The sequence below is a fragment of the Pseudomonas sp. NPDC089569 genome (assembly GCF_050280625.1).
In the GTDB taxonomy this organism is placed as follows: Bacteria; Pseudomonadota; Gammaproteobacteria; order Pseudomonadales; family Pseudomonadaceae; genus Aquipseudomonas.
In genome coordinates, this window is the sequence record NZ_JBNNVQ010000009.1 from 1 (window position 1) to 18,423 (window position 18,423).

Consider the following 18,423-nt stretch of genomic DNA (forward strand, 5'->3'; position numbering starts at 1 on the left):
CTCGCTGGAATAAGATTTACGCATAGCCAAACACCTCAGATTTGGGCGCCATCATAGCGCCCGATTGAAGTGTCCAAAATCATTAGGCCAGTTCATGCTCGCTCCTACAGGGGGAAAGCGAACGTTGACGCGATTATCACAGGACACGAAAAAGCCCGGCTGATCAGGCCGGGCTTTTTCATGGACGTTGCGCTGTAGCGATGTATTCAGGCGACGGTGTTGCCTTGCAGGCGGTCGGAGCCATCGGCGGCGACGGTGTTGCCTTGCAGGCGGTCGGAGCCATCAGCGGCAACGGTGTTGCCTTGCAGGCGGTCCGAGCCATCAGCGGCGACGGTGTTGCCTTGCAGACGGTCAGAGCCATCGGCGGCGACGGTGTTGCCTTGCAGGCGGTCGGAGCCATCGGCGGCGACGGTGTTGCCTTGCAAGCGGTCCGAACCATCGGCAGCGACGCGGTTTTCGATCAGGCGGTCAGAGCCACCTTCAGCGACACGGTTCTGGATCAGACGATCCGAACCCCCTTCAGTCACACGGCTTTCGATCAGACGATCCGAGCCACCTTCGGCGACTACAGGTTGAGCAGAGGTCGCGGCAAAAGCGTTCACCGCGAAAATCGAGAAAGCGATGCTGAGGAGGGTTTGGCGTTTCATGATCGTGTGCTCCAGGGTGTTATCGGTTGGTATGGAGCAGATGTTACGCCGCGGATTTTTTAAGAGAACTTCATTGAATCAATGGTGACTATCGACGCAGTCAATGGAGCGCTTTTCTTCTGTAGGGGCGAGCACGCTCGCGATGGACGACAGGACACCGCGGGGCATCAGGCCGCCAGCGTTATCGTTGACGACCATCGCGAGCGTGCTCGCTCCTACAGGGGGAAAGCGAACGTTGACGCAATTGCCACAGGACACGAAAAAGCCCGGCTGATCAGGCCGGGCTTTTTGCGGGTACTGCGGTTTCAGTGAAGCATTCAGGCAACGGTGTTGCCTTGCAGACGGTCGGAGCCATCGGCGGCAACGGTGTTGCCTTGCAGACGATCCGAGCCATCGGCAGCGACGCGGTTTTCGATCAGGCGGTCGGAGCCACCTTCAGCGACACGGTTCTGGATCAGACGATCCGAACCCCCTTCAGCCACACGGCTTTCGATCAGACGATCCGAGCCGCCTTCGGCGACTACAGGTTGAGCAGAGGTCGCGGCAAAAGCGTTAATTGCGAAGACCGAGAAAGCGATGCTGAGGAGGGTTTGGCGTTTCATGATCGTGTGCTCCAGGGTGTTATCGGTTGGTATGGAGCAGATGTTACGCCGTGCGTTTTTTAAGAGAACTTCATTGAGTCAATGGTGACTATCGACGTGGTCAATGGTGCGCTTTTCTTCTGTAGGAGCGAGCAAGCTCGCGATGGACGACAGGACACCGCGGGGTGTCAGGCCGCCAGCGTTATCGTTGACGACCATCGCGAGCTTGCTCGCTCCTACACGGGGAAAGCGAACGTTGGCGCGATTGTCACAGCCGTCCCTGATTCATTTCTGTGTTCTTGCTTGCGCTGCAACACCTCAGATCTAGACTCATTGGCGTTGATCAAGGGCGGATGCGCAAAGCAGGACGTCACAGGCATTTCAATCACGCACATTCGATTCCAGCCCCCAGTGACACCCGGTAATGCGAGGAAGTCGACGATGATTCATGCATTCAAAGTGCTGTCAGCGGCAATGATTGTGCTGACCGGCAGTGTGCCGGCAGCCTATTCGGTGGAACAGGCTCCAGCCAGTGCGTCGCAGCTGACGCAGCCCACCAACGACATCATCATGCACCCCGAATACGCCAAGACCATCGCCCGGATGGCTTATGTCTGGGGCTGGCCAATGGTGAACATGCTCAACCGCAGCCAGACCATCACCAAGGCACCCAAGCCCGGGTTGCTTGATGGCGTTCTGCCGGTTGCCCCCTTCGGGCAGGTGGCGATGTTGCATGACTACATTGAACCTACCGAGACGTTCGTCACTTGTCCGAACCAGGATGTGACCTACGGCCTGGGCTTCTTCTCGCTGGACGAGCAACCCGTCGTCGCCCAGGTACCGGATTTCGGCGATCGCTTCTGGGTCTATGCCCTGTATGACCAACGCACCGACCAGTTTGGCGAGGTGGGCAAGCCGTACGGGACCAAGCCGGGTTTCTACCTGCTGGTGGGCCCCAACTGGCAGGGCGAGAAGCCAGAGGGAATCGAAGCGGTCCTGCGCAGTCCCACCGCATTGGCCAACGCCATTCCGCGTGTATTCATGGACAGCACTGCCGAAGACCGCGTGGCCATCCAGGAGAAACTCAACCAGATCGTCTTCTACCCGCTCACCGAATTCGACGGCAAGATGAAGACCGTCGAGTGGAAAAAAGCGCCGATCATTCCCAATCCGAACGCCACCTCTGCCAAGGCCGGCGAAACCCGGTGGGTGGTCCCCGAAAAGTACTTCGATGAACTCCCGCAGATCCTGAAGATGGTCCCGCCGCTACCAGGTGAAGAAGCGATGTACGGGCAGTTCCGCCTGCTGATGGATGTGGCAGCCAAAGACCCCGTGATCAAAAAGGCCATCGTGGAGGTGGCCAGGCAAACAGAGGAGGACGTGATCAAGCCATTCTTCGAGTGGAAGCATAACGGGCGTCCGGCGGGTAACGGCTGGAACCGTTCGGCCAACAACGCCCAGTGGGGCGTGGATTACTTCAACCGCACCGGTACTTCCAAGTCGAACATGTTCGACAATCGTCCCAACGAGACCCAGTATTTTTATACCGACTTCGATGGCGCCGGCGCCCAGCTCGATGGCAGCCATCGTTACGAAGTCACCTTCGCCAAGGGGCAGGAACCGCCAGTGCAAGGGTTCTGGTCGCTGACGCTGTACAACAAGAAACACCTGTTCAGCGACAACCCGCTCAAGCGTTATTCGCTGGGTACCAAGAACAAGGATCTGGTCCGTAATGCCGATGGCTCGCTGACGCTCTACGTCGGGCCAACTTCTCCGGGCAAGGACAAGGAAGCCAACTGGCTGCCTTCGCCGAAAGAGAACATCTCCCTGTACATCCGCGCCTACTGGGGTGAACAAGCTATCCTCGATGGCAGTTGGAAGCCTCCGGTCATCAAGAAAATCAAATGATGCCAATGCGCCGGGCGACTCGCTGTTTCGTGCAATCTCGTTTGAGAAACGGTGGATGGTATTCACTCAGTAGAGGAGGTTGGTTTTGTCGGTAACTCGCTGCGACCGTGCTTTCTTGCCATAGATGCCGTTGTTTGAGGTTCAGGGTGCACCGGCGGGTATTGATAGACTGACACTACCCGCCGCATGCTTGGCAGATACCCCTCGTTTTGTCCGGGAGCCCTGTCTTGCAAACCATTCGTCGAGCCCGACGGGAAGACGCCGACAACATCGCCGCACTCGTTACCCAGGCCTACACACCCTATATCGCAAGAATCGGCAGGCAACCCGCGCCGATGCTGGAAGACTATCGGCAGGTCGTGAACGATACCGATACCTTCGTGCTGACAGACGGGGCGGAAATTGCCGGTGTTCTGGTCATGAGCCGCGAGGACATGGAATTGCTGCTGGTCAACGTCGCGGTGTTGCCTCGTTTCAAGGGCCGTGGCATCGGGAAAAGGTTGATGGCGCTCTGCGAACAGCACGCGCTCGACCTGGGGTGTGAAGCCATACGGCTTTACACCCACGAGTTGATGGTCGAGAACATCGGGATCTATCACAAGCTCGGTTATCGGGAAACCCACCGGGCCACGGAGAATGGCTTCGCCCGGGTGTTCATGCGCAAGGCGCTCGTTGCCCGATAGGCCCTTCAGGCTTCGGCGCCCAGACCCAGGCCTTTTTCCTGCGTCGCAACGTCATGCAGGGAAATCCTCGAGGTTTCCGGCAAGGCCAGACCACCTGCCAGCGCCAGCAATGCAATCGCGATCAGATAGAGCGCCGGCGACAGGTTGCTGCCGGTGCTGTCGATCAGCCAGGTGGCCACCAGCGGCGCGGTGCCGCCGAAGAGGGTGTAGGCGATGTTGTAGGTGATAGCCGAGGCCGTGTAGCGAGTGCGGGTAGGGAAGGTTTCCGAGAGCAGGGCCGCCGTGACCACGCCGCACAACACCGCGCCAATCGCCAGGAGCATGACACCGGCCACGGACGCTGTGAACGAGCCGGAACTGGCCATCAGGAACGACGGATACACCGCCACAATCAACAGGACGCATGCCGTCATCACCGTCATTCGGCGCCCGACCCGGTCTGAATACCAGCCGGCCAGCGGGCAGATCGCCGCCGCGAAAATCAATGCAATCAGTGAAACCAGCAAGGCCGTTGCGCGACTCAGGCCACCGGCGACCTGCAGGTAGGTCGCGAAGTAAGTGGTGAACATGTAAAACGACAGCGCCGTCAGTGACACAAAAGCGCCCAGGCAGCAGATGGCGGCACCATGGTTGCGCAAGGTTTCCTTGAGCGGGGAGTGGGCCACGGCATGTTCCTGGGTCACGGCCTGGAATGCCGGCGTCTCATCCAGCTTCCAGCGCAGGTAAAGCCCCACCAGGCCCAACGGCGCGGCAATCAGGAACGGCAGGCGCCAGCCCCAGCTCCCCATCGCTTCGCCCGATAAAGATGTTTCCAGCGCATAAGCCACCACGGCGGCTGCGGCGAAGGCGGAAAAGGTCGACACCGGAATGAAGCTGCCGTACCAGGCGCGTTTATTGTTCGGTGCATGCTCCATCAGGTAGGCACAGGCACCTGCGTACTCACCTCCGGCGGAAAAGCCCTGGGCGCAACGGATCAGCGACAGCAGAATCGGCGCCATGACGCCGATGGCGGCGTAAGTGGGCAACAATCCGATCAAGGTGGTCGCAGCGGCCATCAGCAGAATCGTGATCGCCAGGGTTCGCTTGCGGCCGATCCTGTCGCCCAGCATGCCGAAGAAGATCCCGCCCAGCGGCCTGAATGCAAAGGCCACGGCGAACACGGCAAAGGTCTTGAGCAACGCGGCGCTGGCATCGCCGCTGGGAAAAAACTGCTGGGCGATGGTCGTGGCCAGGAAGCCGTAGACCGCGAAATCGAACCACTCGACGAAATTGCCGATGCCGGCGGCCACGATCACTCTTCTCAGGGTTTCGGGGCTTACGTGTTCCGTTGCTGCGTTCGTCATGCCAGACCTCGTCATTTCGTCCTTAATCGTTCGATTATCCGGGCTGCCACCCGGGCGGTTCACTTCAAAAGTGTCATCGGCATAGTCAGCACCGACTTCATGCGAGTGAATCAGGCATGATTGGCGCCCAATGAATGTGATCGCCGCTCAGCACTAATGCGACGAGTCATGGTCAATGATTCGCGCACCACCGACAGCAGTCCTGGTGTCATCCGCATCGGCCTCTTGATCAAGGACAGTGAAAGCATGTTCGCCGCCATATAATCTGCCGCCGCTCCATTCGGTTCCGTGCACCGGAACCCGCCTTTCGTTCAAACCTCCATCCAAATCGAAGATTTAAAGCATGCACCTACGCAAAATTGCAGTTGGGCTGTCGGCCCTTGTTTTGCTCTCCACCGGGGCACAAGCCCGCAGTCTGCTGGACTTCATCAAGCCGCCCGTCGAGCATCAGGAAAAAGCATCCCGTTCGGGTTCGATCAGCCAGAGCGCGGCCCTGGACCTGTACTCGAACAAGCAGAAGCAGGCATCGTTCGACGGCTGTGCCGATCTGTTTCCGGCGCGCAATCCGATCAACCTGGCCACTGTGCCGGCGACCATGAAGCCCATGGCCCTGTGTTCCGATAACTTCGCGGTGCTGTATTCGCAAACCAGCAAGACGCCGCTGGTGGTGGTTGAGCGCTTGAATTCGGCCCAGTTGCAGGATGCCAAGGGGGAGGAACGCACCAACCAGTTCTACCCGGACCCGCGCATTCCCAAAGGTGGACGGGCAGAGCTGAGCGACTACCGTAGCCAGCATCCGGCCGTGGATCGTGGACATCAGTCCCCGGCAGCCGATGCACCGACCCCCAATGCAATGGCCCAATCCTTCGCCCTGTCGAACATGGTGCCGCAAGACCCCACCAACAACCGCAAGGTCTGGGCCAAGGTCGAGTCGGACGTCAGAAAGTTTGCCCAGCGCGCCGGCGGCAATGTCTATGTCTTCACCGGCCCGCTCTTCGACAACGGCCACAGCACCGTCGGCGACAACAAGGTCTGGGTGCCGACCCGTCTGTTCAAACTGGTGTACGACGCATCGTCCAAGCGCGCCTGGGCCTACGTACTGCCCAACGCTGAAACCCGCATCGAAAAACCGATGGACTATGACACTTTCGTGAAAAACACCGGGCTCAAACTGCTGGGGGATTTGCCGGTCACGGGGTCTGTGGGACGGACGTGATGACCTGATGAACCGCACGATAGAGGCTGGATGAGTCTCATCCGGCCTCTATCGTGCGCAGGCGTTCACGGTCACTCCGGTAACCCGGCCAGCCTCAGCCCGTCGGCGAACCGTGCAAGATCCTCCGCACGCTTGATCGGCAGCCAGTCCTTGAGGTTGGCCAGGCGTAGCGAGGGATCCAGTTCCCGCAGACGCTGCATCGCCAGCCTTGCCTCATCCAGTCGACCGCTGAGTGCATGGCTGGCCGCAATCAGCGCGACCGGGGGGACCAGTGTGGGCAGATTGCCCAGCGCTTTTTCCGCCCAGTGCGCGGCACTGTCGAAGCGCCCGGCAAAGAAGTTCGCCAATGCCATGCCGATTTGCATCCTGAACATTTCCGGATCCAGCGGGCTCAAGCGCACGGCATGGTTCAAGTCTTCGATGGCGGCCTCTGTTTCACCGTGCAGCGCACGCAGAATACCGCCCAGGTACCAGGCCGGGGCGAGGTTGGGGTTGAGCAGGCGCGCCCTGTCGAGCAGCGCGATGCCGGCGTCGACTTCGCCGGCAAAATGGCTCAGAGCATGTCCACCCCGGGTCAACGCCACCGCATCATCGCGCCCCAGCGCCACGGCCAGTCGCGCCAGCCTGATGCCCTCGGCGATTTCTGCCGGTCGATCGGTCATCCAGCCATTGAGCTTGCGCCAGAAATGGCACCAGGCAGCCATGCCGTAAGCCGAGGCGAATTCCGGATCGAGCTCGATGGCCTTGTAGAACATCGGCAACGCTTCCTCGATCGCCTCCCGGCTCCCGCTGTGCAGCTTGGCCATGGCACGCAGGTAGTAATCGTAGGCGTCCAGGCTGTCCGTCGGCTTGCGTTTGGCCCGTTCGATTTCTGCCCTTTCAAGTTGTGGCGAGATGGCGCCGACGACGCTTTCGGCGATTTGATCCTGCAGCTCGAAGATGTCGTCGAGCAGGCCTTCGAATCGCTCCGCCCAGATATGTGTGCCGCTGGTCGCGTCGATCAGCTGACCGGTGATGCGGACCTTATTCCCGCATTTGCGCACGCTGCCTTCGAGCACATAACGAACGCCCAGCTCCTGGCCGACGCCCTGGGCGTCCACCCGACGGCCCTTGTAGGTAAAGCTCGAATTGCGCGCGATGACGAACAGCCAGCGGATCCGCGACAGGGCGGTGATGATGTCCTCCACGACACCATCGGCGAAGTATTCCTGCTCCGGGTCGCCGCTCAGGTTATGGAAGGGCAGGACGCTGATGGAGGGTTTGTCCGGCAGCAGCAGGGTGGAGGGGAGCGTCTGGCTGGGGGGCGCATGTTCGTCGCTGTCGGGATGATCCGTGTGCCCGCTGTTATCGACCTTGATCTGCCCGACGAAACGGTAACCCTTGCGGGCCACGGTGCGCACCAGGCGCTGTTCCTCGCCGGTATCACCAATGGCCTTGCGCACTGCATTGATGTGACTGGTAATGGTCGATTCCGATACGACCCGGCCGCTCCACACCGCCTGGAGCAGGTCGTCCTTGCTGACGACCCGATCGGGGTTGCTGACGAACAGCAGCAACAGATCGAAGACCTGCGGGCTGACGGCCACGACCTGCCCGCGCAAGGTCAGCTCCCGGCGATCCTGATCCAGCACGAAGTCGTCAAAGGCGAATTGCAAGGCAAGTATCTCCCGGCCAAGCGCCCTCGACACCGTGTCCCGGGCGGCTGGCGATCGTTGCAGATGTTGATGATACGGCAGCTCAAAACCTGTCGCACCGTCCGCGTCGCGGGCGTCTGGACGAACAGCCGCCGTTCTGGACAAAAAACCAAGCGTTCGCCAAGGCAAACCCAAGCCCGGCGCAAGGACTTGACCCATGCACGCAGGCAAACTTTCTACACCGACGCAATGGTTGCAGTCGACAAGTGGAGAATAGCCATGAAAATCGTAGTGATTGGAGGCTCCGGCCTCATCGGATCGAAACTGGTGAACACCCTTCGTGCACGCGGCCATGACGCGCTTGCCGCCAGTCCCAGCACGGGCGTGAACAGCATCACCCGCGAAGGTCTGGCCCAGGCGATGGACGGCGCCGATGTCGTGGTCGACGTGGCGAATGCCCCGTCGTGGGAGGACCAGGCCGTGCTCGATTTTTTTGAAACCTCCAGCCGTAACCTGCTGGCTGCGGAAGCGGCTGCCGGGGTTCGTCATCACGTGGCCCTGTCGATTGTCGGCAGTGAACGGCTACCCGATTGCGGTTATTTCCGGGCCAAGGTCGCGCAGGAAAGCCTGATCAAGGCGTCCGGCATGCCTTATACGATTTTGCGTGCCACGCAGTTCCTGGAGTTTGTCGGTGGCATTGTCCAGTCGTTCGCCGTTGGCGAGGAGATTCACGCTTCGCCTGCGCTGATCCAACCGGTTGCGTCCGACGACGTGGTGGCGGCGCTCGCCGATGTCGTACTGGCAGCACCGGTCAATGGCACGGTCGAGGTCGCAGGGCCCGAAGCCTTGCCCATCGACGAAATGGCCAGGCGCTTCCTGCGGGCCACCCAGGACAACCGCAAGGTCGTGCCGGACGTGAACGCGCGCTACTGGGGTGCCGTGCTGGATGATCGATCGCTGACCGCCGCAAAGGGCGCCCGCCTGGGCGCGATCCACTTCGAAGACTGGCTGGCGTCGTCGACTCGGTAATGGTCCCCCTCAAACCCTGCATTCCAAGGAGCAATCCCATGGTGACTCGAATGCTGTTGGCCGCTGCTTTCGCAGCACTTTCGATCAGCGCTGCGTCGGCCGCTGAACCACCTCCGGGCAAGGTGACGGTCGTGTTCGACCGTCCCATTCCCAATATTCCTGGCAAGAGCATGAAAGGCGTAGTGGTGGAGTATGGGCCTGGCGCCGCGTCGCCATCGCACACCCATCCGAAGACAGCCTTCATCTATGCAACGGTCCTGGAGGGCTCGTTCCGGATCAAGGTCAAGGGCCAGTCGGAAAAGATCTATAAAGCCGGAGAAAACTTTGTCGAGGAGCCCGGTTCCGTGCACGAGGTGAGCGCCAACGCCAGCACCACCGAACCTGCACGCCTGCTGGCGGTGTTCGTCCTCGACACGGATGAAACGACCCTCGTTACGCCGATAAAGAAGTGAAGCGCTCACCCATTCATGAAGGTTTGACAGCCCGGCGGCAGGTTCCTGCCGCCCCATGGCTGGCGTGATCGCCCGGGACGTCCAGCAAGGTTCGCCATGACCCCTGTCGCATAAATTTGAAATGCACGGCGATGCCCGACACAATCGCGCCCCGATCCGGCCGACGATGGCGGACGTTGGTGGTGAAAAGGGGTGGCAGTTGAACGAACAGACATTGTCCATGCGCCTGGAACGCGTGGCGGCGCATGTACCGGCGGGCGCGCGCCTGGCCGATATCGGCTCGGACCACGGCTACCTGCCGGTGGCGTTGATGCGTCGCGGCCTCATCACGACGGCGGTGGCCGGCGAGGTGGCGTTGACGCCGTTCCACGCCGCTGAACGCACCGTGCGCGAGAACGATCTGGAACAGCGCATCACCGTACGCCTGGCCAATGGTCTGATGGCAATCGAGCCGGAAGACGGGATCACCGCGATCAGCCTCTGCGGCATGGGTGGCGAGACGATCCGCGACATCCTCGACAGCGGCAAGGCGCGCCTGAGCGGCCAGGAACGACTGATCCTGCAACCCAACGGCGGCGAGCAGCCACTGCGTCAATGGCTGATGGAAAATGGCTACCGCATCCTCTGCGAGGAAGTGCTGCACGAAAACCGCTTCGACTACGAAATCATCGTCGCCGAACGCGCCGGTCCCGTGACATACAGCGCCGAAGAGCTGTACTTCGGCCCACTGTTGATGCAGGCGCGCAGCCCGGCGTTCCTTGGCAAGTGGCAGCGCGCACTGCGCCGCAAGCAGAAGACCCTGATCCACTTCACCCGGGCGCAACAGCCCGTGCCCGAGGAGAAGGTGCAAGACCTCGCTCGGCAAACCCGATGGATCACCGAGTTGCTGGCGTGAACCCGTTGCGCCCTTATTGAAACTGACCGACCAGCCAGTCCCTCAATCGAACACACGCCGGATCGTCGTCCTTTTTCTCGTTGATCATCAGGTAGTGAACGGCTTCGCCGAGCACCATTTCCTCGGCCACGGGCCGAACCAGGCGTCCCTGCTGCACGAGGTGCCTGACCAGATGATCCCAACCCAGGGCGAGCCCCTGATCGTCCAGTGCCATTTGCACGAGCAGGCCGTAGTCATTGCTGCTGAAGTAATGCGGGCTTTGCGGCGGCAGTACTTGCAGGTCGGGGGACTGGAACGCGAACCACACGCTCCAGTCGACCTGTTCCGACAGTTGTGAGCGACCATAGGGATTGAGGTCCAGCAGCACACTGTTGCGCAGGCTTTCCAGCGATCGCAATTGCGGGTGTGTGTCCAGGTAGCGAGGGGTGCAGATGGGATAAACAACTTCATGAAACAGCGGTATACGGCTGTAGCCGGGGCGCAGGTCGATGGTTTTGGTGATGATGACGTCCGGCGTTATGCCGGGCTCCATCGCCAGAAATTGTTGGGTGGTGATGACATTCAGGTCGACGTCCGGGTTGGCGCTGAAGAAGTCTTTCAACCTGGGGGACAGAAACAGCGCCGACAAGGCCGGTGAACAGCACAGCGTGAGCGAGCGCTTGTCGCTCGTTTCTCGGCGAATCCGTTCGGTGGCCTGAAAGATATTGAGCATCGACAGCTGCGCCGCATCGAAGAGGGCGGTTCCCGACGCGGTCAATTCGACCTCTCGTCCTTTGCGGGTAAACAGCTCGGTCCCCAGATAAACCTCCAGGTCGCGAATCTGGCGACTGATCGCCGCCTGGGTGACGCACAGGGCGTCGGCCGCCCGCGTGAAATTGCGATATTTGGCCGCTGCCACGAACGACCTCATGGCCTTGAACGACGGCATTTTCATCAGCGCCTGATCGGGCTGGGTGCTTCTTGCCATAACAAAAACTACCTGTATTGCCGAAAAAAAAGTCGATTCAGCCCACATAACCCCGGCACCTACACTCTACCTCACCCTGCTGCGCCGGGCGCTAACCCAAGTCCGCCAGTGCCGACCAAAAAAGGAAATGAAATGCCCTATCGAACCGGGATGGACGCCTTCATGCACGGTGTTCGAACGCTCCTGCCATTGACCCCCGGCGTCATTCCCTTCGGGCTGGTGACCGGCGTGATGGCGATCGGCATGGGCCTGTCGCCCGGCACGACCCTGGGCATGACACTGCTGTTCTACTCGGGTTCGGCGCAGATGGTGGCGCTGCAACTGCTACACAACGGCGTGCTGCCTGCGGCGATTGTGCTCACGGCGTTGATCATCAACCTGCGCTTCATCATGTACAGCGCTTCGCTGGCGCCGTACCTGCATCAGTTGCCGCGGCGCTGGACGTGGCCTTTGTCCTACATGCTGTCCGATCAGTCCTATGCGCTGTGCGTGCTCAAGTTTTCGTCGGGCGAGCTGGGTCGATTCGCCCACTACTTTTATGCCGGCACCGCCTTTTCCATGTGGCTGGCCTGGCAGTTGTCCGTGTTGGCGGGTGTTTACCTGGGCGCCAGTATTCCCGATACGTGGAACCTGGGTTTTGCCATACCGCTGTCGTTCCTGGCCCTGCTGATTCCCAACCTGCGTAGCGCGGCCACGCTGGCGGCTGCAGCGGTCGGCGGCCTGCTTGCCGTGCTGGCCATCAAGTTGCCCTACAACCTGGGGCTGGTAACGGCCTCCATGGGCGGGGTGATCGCCGGCGTGATGATCGAGAGTCTGCGCAAAAGTCCGGCGAGCACTGCGCTGAGTCCTGACGTCGAGAGGGAATTGCAATGAGTGATCTGTCCCTGTGGGGGATCTTCCTGGCGGTCAGCGTGGGGACGTTTGTCATGCGTCTGTCGTTTGTCGAGCTTCATGGTCGCTGGCGCGTACCGCCGCTGCTCAGTCGTGCCCTGGCCTACGTACCGGCGAGCGTGTTGGCGGCACTGGTGCTTCCCGCCGTGGTGTATCCCAACGGGCAGGGTGAACTCCTGTTGAGCAATCCGCAGATACCGGCAGCCCTTGTCGCTGCCGGGGTGGCCTGGAAAACGCGCAGCACGGTGCTGACCTTGGCGTTGGGTATGGCAACGCTGTGGGCATTGAAATTTTCAGGCCTGTGAGCAGGTGCTTTTTTCGGACTGATCGAGAACCGGAAATCAGCTCCCCGAATCCAGGATCACCGGGGCGCTGGCATCGATTTCGTGATCTTTCTCGAAGGCCATGAATACCTCCAGATCGAGTGCATCGAGGTTGATCCGGGCGATAAAGGCAGAGAAGGCCAGGTTGGCGGCCAGGCGACGCAAATCGCTGGCCCAGGCCGGGACATGGACCGGTGCCTTGAGCCAGCCGGACTCGAACAAAGGCGCCAGGCGAATGGTATCCCCCAGCGTGAGGCGCCCGGCAAACAAATGGCTGACCAGATCCGGCCGGTTATCGCGGATGGCGATGCGCAACAGCGTGTGGACGCCCAGCAGACCGGTCAGATAGGCCGCATCCTTGGTAAACGCCGATCCGCCACGCAGGTCGGCGCCGCGGAAAATGCGTTGGGTCGAGCGGAACGACTCTTCCTCGGACTGACCGGCCTCGACAAAGCCTTCGAAGACCTGAATGAAATCTGCGCCCTGCAAGGCCTGTTCAATTCCAAGCACCCTCAGCGCCAGGCGACGCAAGCGGTTGATGTCCATGCTGCCGGTGAACAGCTCGGCCAGGGTGGCAATGCCCTCCTGAGTCTGTGTCGTGCGCGGCGCCCCCAGGCCCAGGCTTTTCAGATTGGGTTGCTGCGCGCCATTCTGCGCGGTGGCGACATGCACGAAAGCCTCGTGTTGCAACAGCTGATTCTTGTCCAGGTCCGAGAACATGGCGCTGGCGCGCAAGCGGATGCGGCTTGACCCGGCGATGGCCTTGGAAGCCAGGGTGGGGTCGAGCAGGACCTTGATTCGCCCCTCGCCGAAGAACTCGTCCAGCTGCGGCTGCAACCAGGCGGCGAAGTCCCTGGCCGGAATATCCGTCGGGCTCGGCGGTATTTTCGTACCACCCAGAAGAGCATCGGTGGTCTTGAGGAAGAAGTCGGCCGCGTCCAGCATGCTCAGTTTCAGTCGTGGGTAATGAAAGTCCGGGCGCCGGTACAGGGCCGATGAGTATTGAGTGAAGGCCGGCGTGCCCATCGCGCCGAGCATGCGGGCGGCAGTGGCGTAGCTGTGTGCGGTCATGGCCAGGAAATGACCGGCCGGATCAGCTTGATCGCAACGGGTAATGAAGGTCTCCAGCGCTGCGATCTCGTGACTGTGCTCGCGCGGGCGCAGCTCGACGTCCGGCAGGCGTGCGCGGCCGTTGCGCCAGTGCGCCAGGAAGTCCTCTTCGACGCCATCGGGCCAGGACAGGGCTTCCAGTACACGGATCTTGCGTGCCAGGCCGGGCAGGGCGGCATCGAGTTCGGACAGGGTGCAGGTGCCCATGGCAATCACCTTCGGTGAGCGAGGTTCGATCACAAAAGCCTAGTCGCTGCCGATGTATCGCGTTGTAAATGCCGTGACCGTTTGACGAAGGGCGGTCGATGGTTCCCGAAGCGTTTTTTCAGCCCTCAATTTCGGCGCAAATCCATCCCGAAACTGGGGCCATCCCCAACCGCGATCCTGCTGCGGTCAATGCGTATCGTCCATTCAAAACCTGTAACTGCGCGGGCTCCAGGGCATCGACGGGGCGTGCGCGACAAGTTGGCAAAGTAATTGCGAAGTGGGGAAAACCCACCCACAACGGCTGGGGAATCGGGGCGTTATCCGTGTTCCAGCGGACGGGCATCAATCGAAGGACGGCATCAAAAGTAGTCTCTCTCTTTTCGAGCTTGAGGAAACCGTCATGAAGCAGAGTAAATATTCAAAGACACAGGTCGCACTGCATTGGTTATCGGCGTTCATTATTCTTTGGTCGTTGTGCGCGGGTACTTACGTCGCGTTGTTCAAAGTCTCTCCCGATATGAAAACATTCCTGACGGCCTTGAATATTTCGCTGACGACGCTGTTCATTCCCTTCTTCCTGTTGCGTGCCGTTTTGCGCGTCAACCATCTGCGCAAGTACCCCGCCGGGCCGGGTGAGTTGCTGGCTACCTTTGTCCATAACCTGATTTACCTGATCACGGCGATCGTGTTGCTGACGGGCGTGCTGATGATGACGCGTCCGATTGTGGTGTTCGGGTTGTTGAGCCTGCCGCCACTGATCACCGATGCGCATTTGTTGCGCGGATTTCATGCGGCGCACCAGGACAGTACCGCCATGCTGGGGGGGCTGGTGTTGCTGCATCTGGCGGCGGTGGTCAAGCATGAACTCAGTGGCAATCGGATCTTGAAGAACATGAGCTTTCGGGCTTCGGCCTGGAATCCACCGCTGCATGCCCGTGAAGGGGGCCGTCGTCAGGCCGCTAGCCATCATGGTTCGGTGTGGGTTGCGGCGCCGTCGGTTGCCAATTCGGCACAGCCCGTACCCACGCTGGCGGCGGGTTTTGTCGAGCGTCGGCGTACGCCACGGCACGAGCAGGGCGCACAACGGGTACGCCGCTGAGGTCAGCGTGGAAACAACAGCGTGACGGCGAACCGAAAGCCCCATCCCTGCGGGCCGTCATCGGGGCTTTCGGCCCAATAGCGCGGCCCGGCCTGCACGGTCAGCGGCTGGCCGCCGAGCTTGAGCAATTGAGTAACCGTCAGGTTGATCGGCACCGACCACTCACGGGTTTGCCAATTGTAGGTCGACTCGGTGTTCACCCCCCAAGTGGTGAGGGTGCTGGTGGTGTAGGAGAAGAACGGCTGCAGGAACGTCTGGTTGACCTTGTCCTTGTCATCCGGCGGGCTGCCTTCCAGGCCCCAGATATGGTTGGCCAGGATGCCGCGGGTCCAGCCGTTCGATTGCTTCAAGGCAACGGCGGTCGGGCCCAGGCCCCATTGCTCGCTGCCCAGCAACTCGTCGCTGCCGGTGGGAATCAGAAGCGCCGGCCCGACCCCGAGAATCCAGCCGCTTTCGGTGGGGTTTTTCGGTGAGAAGAAAAAACTCTGGGTGATATCGCCGACACCGGATTTGTCCGCCGCGCCATTGGGCGCCAGGCCATGCTGGTCGATGACCGGCAGGATAGTGCGGGAGATCAGGTTCCAGTCGTCATTGAGGGTGAACGGCAATACGGGCTGAATGTTGGTCAGGCTGCGCATGCCGTCGCCACTGGGGCCCATCTTCTGATCCCAGTTGTACTGCACCGGCAGGCTGTACATGGCGGCAACCGGGTTGAGGGCTTTTTTGGCCAGCTCCGCCGAATCTTCGGCCCGGGCCACCGGCAGGCAACACAGCGTGGCGAGCAATGTCGCACCGGCACCGAAGTTTCGTTTACCTGGAGTCATGTAGGGTCACCTTTGAGAGGGGCGAACGCGCTATTCGGTGGATGGCAGGTGTGAAGATGGTCGTGAATGCCATTGCCCGCGCAGCCCTTGGCAAGCGTAGGCAACTGTGACCGATGTGCAATGGGCTTCACTGACTGACCTCCTCGAAGTCAGGCAGCGCGTAGGTGCGCTGGAAGTAGCCTTCGGTGGGACCGTAGAAGCGGAAGTAGGCAAACCAGGCCTTTTGCGGGATGGTTTCGATCCAGTTCTTCTCCCAGCCGCTTGGTGCCTTCGGGCCCACATACAGGTCTACCGAGCCGTCAGCGTTCTTCTTCAAGCCTTCCTTGCGCGAGGAGATATCGGCGATCTGTGTCGGGTTATCCAGCTGTACGCGGTCGTAGGTGTCGTAAACAGTGAGCGACCAGAAGTTCTTCGCCGGTGGATTTGGCGGGACATGCAAGCGGTAGGTTTTGCTGCCGTCGAACCATTGGTCATTTTTGTCCTTGTAGGCGCCCAGATAGGCCGAGCCCACGCCGGGTGTCTTGCTGACCATGCCGGAGGCGGCGGTGACCGCTTCGTAAAAATAGTCGGTGCGCTCGTCGAGCTGCGAGTAGTTAAGCGTCTCCTGGCCGGGGTCAAACATGATCACGTAGGCCCACTTGGCATCCTGTCGGTAATAGGAGTCGGGGAAGCGCTTGGCGTAGGAAATGTTCATCGACATCAACTCGCCCATCAAGGCGCCATCGATCAGCAACTTCTTCTCGCGTTCCCCGGGCTGGAACGGCTTGCCCTTTTCCAATCCCAGCGGGGCGAGCATGGCCGTCATCATCCGGTCGCGCTCGTCCACTGGCTCCTGCTGCATGTATTCGTTGAACCGTTCCCAATAGGCCAGGCCGCGCGGTTGCACCTGCGACCAGGTCTTGCCGTCGACACCACGGCTCTGCTGCGCGGGAGGATTGGCGCGTTGCGCAAAAGGGTAGAGGCGGAAACCCTTGCGTGCCGCGGCGATTTTATCCTCGCCCGGATCAAGGACGCGGATGCCGGCGAAGAAGTTGTTGGTCCGCACCTGCACGACGCGATAGCCGGGTGCTTTTGGCGCGGTCCGTCCGGGGCCTACCAGCAGGTATTTTGCGCCTTGCCCTTTGTCGGGGCCTGCCTGGCCGATGTCGGTCATCGGTCGTTGCCAGAAGTCCATGACCATGCCCGCAGTGTTGCCCACCGGCATTTCGAGCACGATCGGCCCCTTGGAGAGGTTGCCGAAGGTAATCAGGTAGGGCGTGGTCAGGTTGGCGGTGAGAATGCCTTTCTTGTCGCTGAAGTTCTGATACAGCACCGTCTCCAGTTCGGCTGCCCCGATCTGGTGGAGGTGGGCGTCCATCCATTGCGCCATGGCGACGAAAGGGATAGCCCAGATGTAGGCCTGGGTTGCGCGCTGGAAGTCCATTTCGTCGTAGATACGGCGCTCCTCCGCAGGGGTGGCGGGCAGGCCGAAATGCAGCTGGATGTCGCCGATGGGCGTCTTGGCGGTCTCGATCTCCTGAGCCTGCACAGTGGCGATGCACAAGGTGGCAGCCAGGAGTGGAAGGATCGTACGCATGAGGATGGCCTCGCGTGATGAGTCTGTGCCATCCCGATCGCTTCACGCTGGCTGTGCGGTCCGATGGTCCGCAGACAGTATTGGTCACAAACGCGATTCCCGCCCCGGTCTGCGTGCACAGGCAGGAGTCGATTCCCATGCTGTACTAAGCTGGTTGGGTCAAAAGACGCGAAGTCACGCGCTTTCCTATCTGGAGGACGTCAATGTGAACGCGGTGATGCTCAAGATCAAACATGAGTTCTTGAAGGTACTTCCGCCCACCATCTTCTTTTTCGTCATTCTTCACATCGTCGCCCTTATTCGCGCGCTGATGATCAAGGGCTCGGGGGTGGAGCTTCCGGTATCGGCTTCGGTACTGATCGCCTCCATGGTGCTCGGCAAGTCCGTGCTGGTGGCGGACATGCTGCCCTTCATCAACCGGTTTCCCGACAAACCCCTGATCTGGAATGTCACCTGGAAGACGCTCATGTATGCCCTGGTGGCGCTCATCGTTCATTACCTGGAGCGTTTGTACGAATACTGGAAAGAGGCGCCCAGCTTCATGGATGCGAACAGTTTGTTGTGGACCGAGCTGAACTGGCCGCGCTTTTGGGCGATTCAGATTCTGCTGATTACGTTGATTTTCATGTATTGCGTGATTGCGGAACTGGCTCGGGTTATCGGGCATGAGCGGCTGAGGAAGATATTCATCGGCCCGCTGCCGCCGGACATGAAGGCGCCCACAAAATAGCGGGTGTTGTAGGAGCGAGCGGTGCGGCGATCCGACTTGCCCGCGAAGGCGACCTTGCGCCATGCGTCGCCATTAAAAATGCCTTCGCCGGCAAGCCTGGCTCCTACGACGAAGGCGGCCTTGCGCCATGCGTCGCCATTGAAAACGCCTTCGCCTGTAGGAGCGAGGCTTGCCCGCGAAGGCGGCCTGACGTCATGCGTCGCCGTTGAAAATGCTTTCGCCGGCAAGCCTGGCTCCTACGACGAAGGCGACCTTGCGCCATGCGTCGCCATTGAAATCGCCTTCGCCTGTAGGAGCGAGGCTTGCCC

At 60.6% G+C, this 18,423-nt stretch carries 17 protein-coding genes and 1 pseudogene; 10 read left to right on the plus strand and 8 right to left on the minus strand.

From position 1 onward, the window contains the following. Positions 1-206 precede the first annotated feature (206 nt). Positions 207-647, minus strand: a complete 441-nt coding sequence (locus ACQKP2_RS06430) for a hypothetical protein (RefSeq protein WP_427575308.1) — start codon at positions 645-647, stop codon at positions 207-209. A 320-nt stretch (positions 648-967) separates the two neighbouring features. Further along, positions 968-1,249 (minus strand): annotated as a pseudogene (locus ACQKP2_RS06435) (hypothetical protein); the annotation flags it as partial. A 420-nt stretch (positions 1,250-1,669) separates the two neighbouring features. On the opposite strand from ACQKP2_RS06435, the gene ACQKP2_RS06440 reads away from it, so the two are divergent. Both ACQKP2_RS06440 and ACQKP2_RS06445 read left to right on the plus strand, forming a co-directional pair. After that, positions 1,670-3,136 carry a DUF1254 domain-containing protein gene (locus ACQKP2_RS06440; RefSeq protein WP_427575310.1) on the plus strand — a complete coding sequence of 489 codons (1,467 nt, stop codon included), beginning with the start codon at positions 1,670-1,672 and terminating at the stop codon, positions 3,134-3,136. 227 nt (positions 3,137-3,363) lie between these two features. Continuing rightward, on the plus strand, positions 3,364-3,819 hold the full coding sequence (locus ACQKP2_RS06445) for a GNAT family N-acetyltransferase (protein ID WP_427575312.1): 456 nt from the start codon (positions 3,364-3,366) through the stop codon (positions 3,817-3,819). A 5-nt stretch (positions 3,820-3,824) separates the two neighbouring features. On the opposite strand, the gene ACQKP2_RS06450 is transcribed toward ACQKP2_RS06445, so the two are convergent. Continuing rightward, positions 3,825-5,162 carry an MFS transporter gene (locus tag ACQKP2_RS06450; RefSeq protein ID WP_427575314.1) on the minus strand — a complete coding sequence of 446 codons (1,338 nt, stop codon included), beginning with the start codon at positions 5,160-5,162 and terminating at the stop codon, positions 3,825-3,827. A 343-nt stretch (positions 5,163-5,505) separates the two neighbouring features. On the opposite strand from ACQKP2_RS06450, the gene ACQKP2_RS06455 reads away from it, so the two are divergent. Next, a complete protein-coding gene (locus ACQKP2_RS06455; protein WP_427575316.1) occupies positions 5,506-6,378 on the plus strand; it encodes a DNA/RNA non-specific endonuclease in 873 nt (290 codons plus the stop codon). Positions 6,379-6,449: 71 nt separating this feature from the next. Here ACQKP2_RS06455 and ACQKP2_RS06460 read toward each other — a convergent pair whose 3' ends face one another. After that, a complete protein-coding gene (locus ACQKP2_RS06460; protein ID WP_427575318.1) occupies positions 6,450-8,033 on the minus strand; it encodes a winged helix-turn-helix domain-containing tetratricopeptide repeat protein in 1,584 nt (527 codons plus the stop codon). A gap of 258 nt (positions 8,034-8,291) precedes the next feature. Between ACQKP2_RS06460 and ACQKP2_RS06465 the strand changes: the two genes are divergently transcribed. From ACQKP2_RS06465 to ACQKP2_RS06475, 3 genes are all read left to right on the plus strand, one after another. Continuing rightward, a complete protein-coding gene (locus ACQKP2_RS06465) occupies positions 8,292-9,041 on the plus strand; it encodes an SDR family oxidoreductase (RefSeq protein WP_427575319.1) in 750 nt (249 codons plus the stop codon). Positions 9,042-9,079: 38 nt separating this feature from the next. After that, positions 9,080-9,493: a cupin domain-containing protein gene (locus ACQKP2_RS06470; protein WP_427575320.1), complete on the plus strand. Its 414-nt coding sequence runs from the start codon at positions 9,080-9,082 to the stop codon at positions 9,491-9,493. Between the two features lie 199 nt (positions 9,494-9,692). Continuing rightward, positions 9,693-10,388 (plus strand): tRNA (adenine(22)-N(1))-methyltransferase, encoded by a 696-nt coding sequence (locus tag ACQKP2_RS06475; RefSeq protein WP_427575322.1) that lies wholly within the window; start codon positions 9,693-9,695, stop codon positions 10,386-10,388. Between the two features lie 13 nt (positions 10,389-10,401). Here ACQKP2_RS06475 and ACQKP2_RS06480 read toward each other — a convergent pair whose 3' ends face one another. Beyond that, positions 10,402-11,355, minus strand: coding sequence for a LysR family transcriptional regulator (locus tag ACQKP2_RS06480; protein ID WP_427575324.1), 954 nt, complete (start codon positions 11,353-11,355; stop codon positions 10,402-10,404). Between the two features lie 132 nt (positions 11,356-11,487). Between ACQKP2_RS06480 and ACQKP2_RS06485 the strand changes: the two genes are divergently transcribed. Together ACQKP2_RS06485 and ACQKP2_RS06490 are read left to right on the plus strand one after the other, a co-directional pair. Then, positions 11,488-12,228 carry an AzlC family ABC transporter permease gene (locus tag ACQKP2_RS06485; RefSeq protein ID WP_427575325.1) on the plus strand — a complete coding sequence of 247 codons (741 nt, stop codon included), beginning with the start codon at positions 11,488-11,490 and terminating at the stop codon, positions 12,226-12,228. After that, entirely contained in the window at positions 12,225-12,551 is a 327-nt protein-coding gene (locus ACQKP2_RS06490; protein ID WP_427575327.1) for an AzlD domain-containing protein, read from the plus strand. Before ACQKP2_RS06485 ends, ACQKP2_RS06490 begins: the two co-directional genes overlap by 4 nt. 36 nt (positions 12,552-12,587) lie before the next feature. On the opposite strand, the gene ACQKP2_RS06495 is transcribed toward ACQKP2_RS06490, so the two are convergent. After that, positions 12,588-13,886: a flavohemoglobin expression-modulating QEGLA motif protein gene (locus ACQKP2_RS06495; protein ID WP_427575328.1), complete on the minus strand. Its 1,299-nt coding sequence runs from the start codon at positions 13,884-13,886 to the stop codon at positions 12,588-12,590. A 400-nt stretch (positions 13,887-14,286) separates the two neighbouring features. On the opposite strand from ACQKP2_RS06495, the gene ACQKP2_RS06500 reads away from it, so the two are divergent. Then, the gene (locus tag ACQKP2_RS06500) at positions 14,287-14,985 is read left to right on the plus strand and encodes a cytochrome b (RefSeq protein ID WP_427575330.1); all 699 of its coding nucleotides are present in this window, start codon (positions 14,287-14,289) and stop codon (positions 14,983-14,985) included. Between the two features lie 2 nt (positions 14,986-14,987). On the opposite strand, the gene ACQKP2_RS06505 is transcribed toward ACQKP2_RS06500, so the two are convergent. Both ACQKP2_RS06505 and ACQKP2_RS06510 read right to left on the minus strand, forming a co-directional pair. Next, a complete protein-coding gene (locus ACQKP2_RS06505; protein WP_427575331.1) occupies positions 14,988-15,809 on the minus strand; it encodes a transporter in 822 nt (273 codons plus the stop codon). 127 nt (positions 15,810-15,936) lie between these two features. Then, positions 15,937-17,385, minus strand: a complete 1,449-nt coding sequence (locus ACQKP2_RS06510) for a DUF1254 domain-containing protein (protein ID WP_427575332.1) — start codon at positions 17,383-17,385, stop codon at positions 15,937-15,939. A 205-nt stretch (positions 17,386-17,590) separates the two neighbouring features. Here ACQKP2_RS06510 and ACQKP2_RS06515 point away from each other — a divergent pair, with 205 nt between their 5' ends. After that, on the plus strand, positions 17,591-18,115 hold the full coding sequence (locus tag ACQKP2_RS06515; RefSeq protein WP_427575333.1) for a hypothetical protein: 525 nt from the start codon (positions 17,591-17,593) through the stop codon (positions 18,113-18,115). The last annotated feature ends 308 nt before the right edge of the window (positions 18,116-18,423 follow it).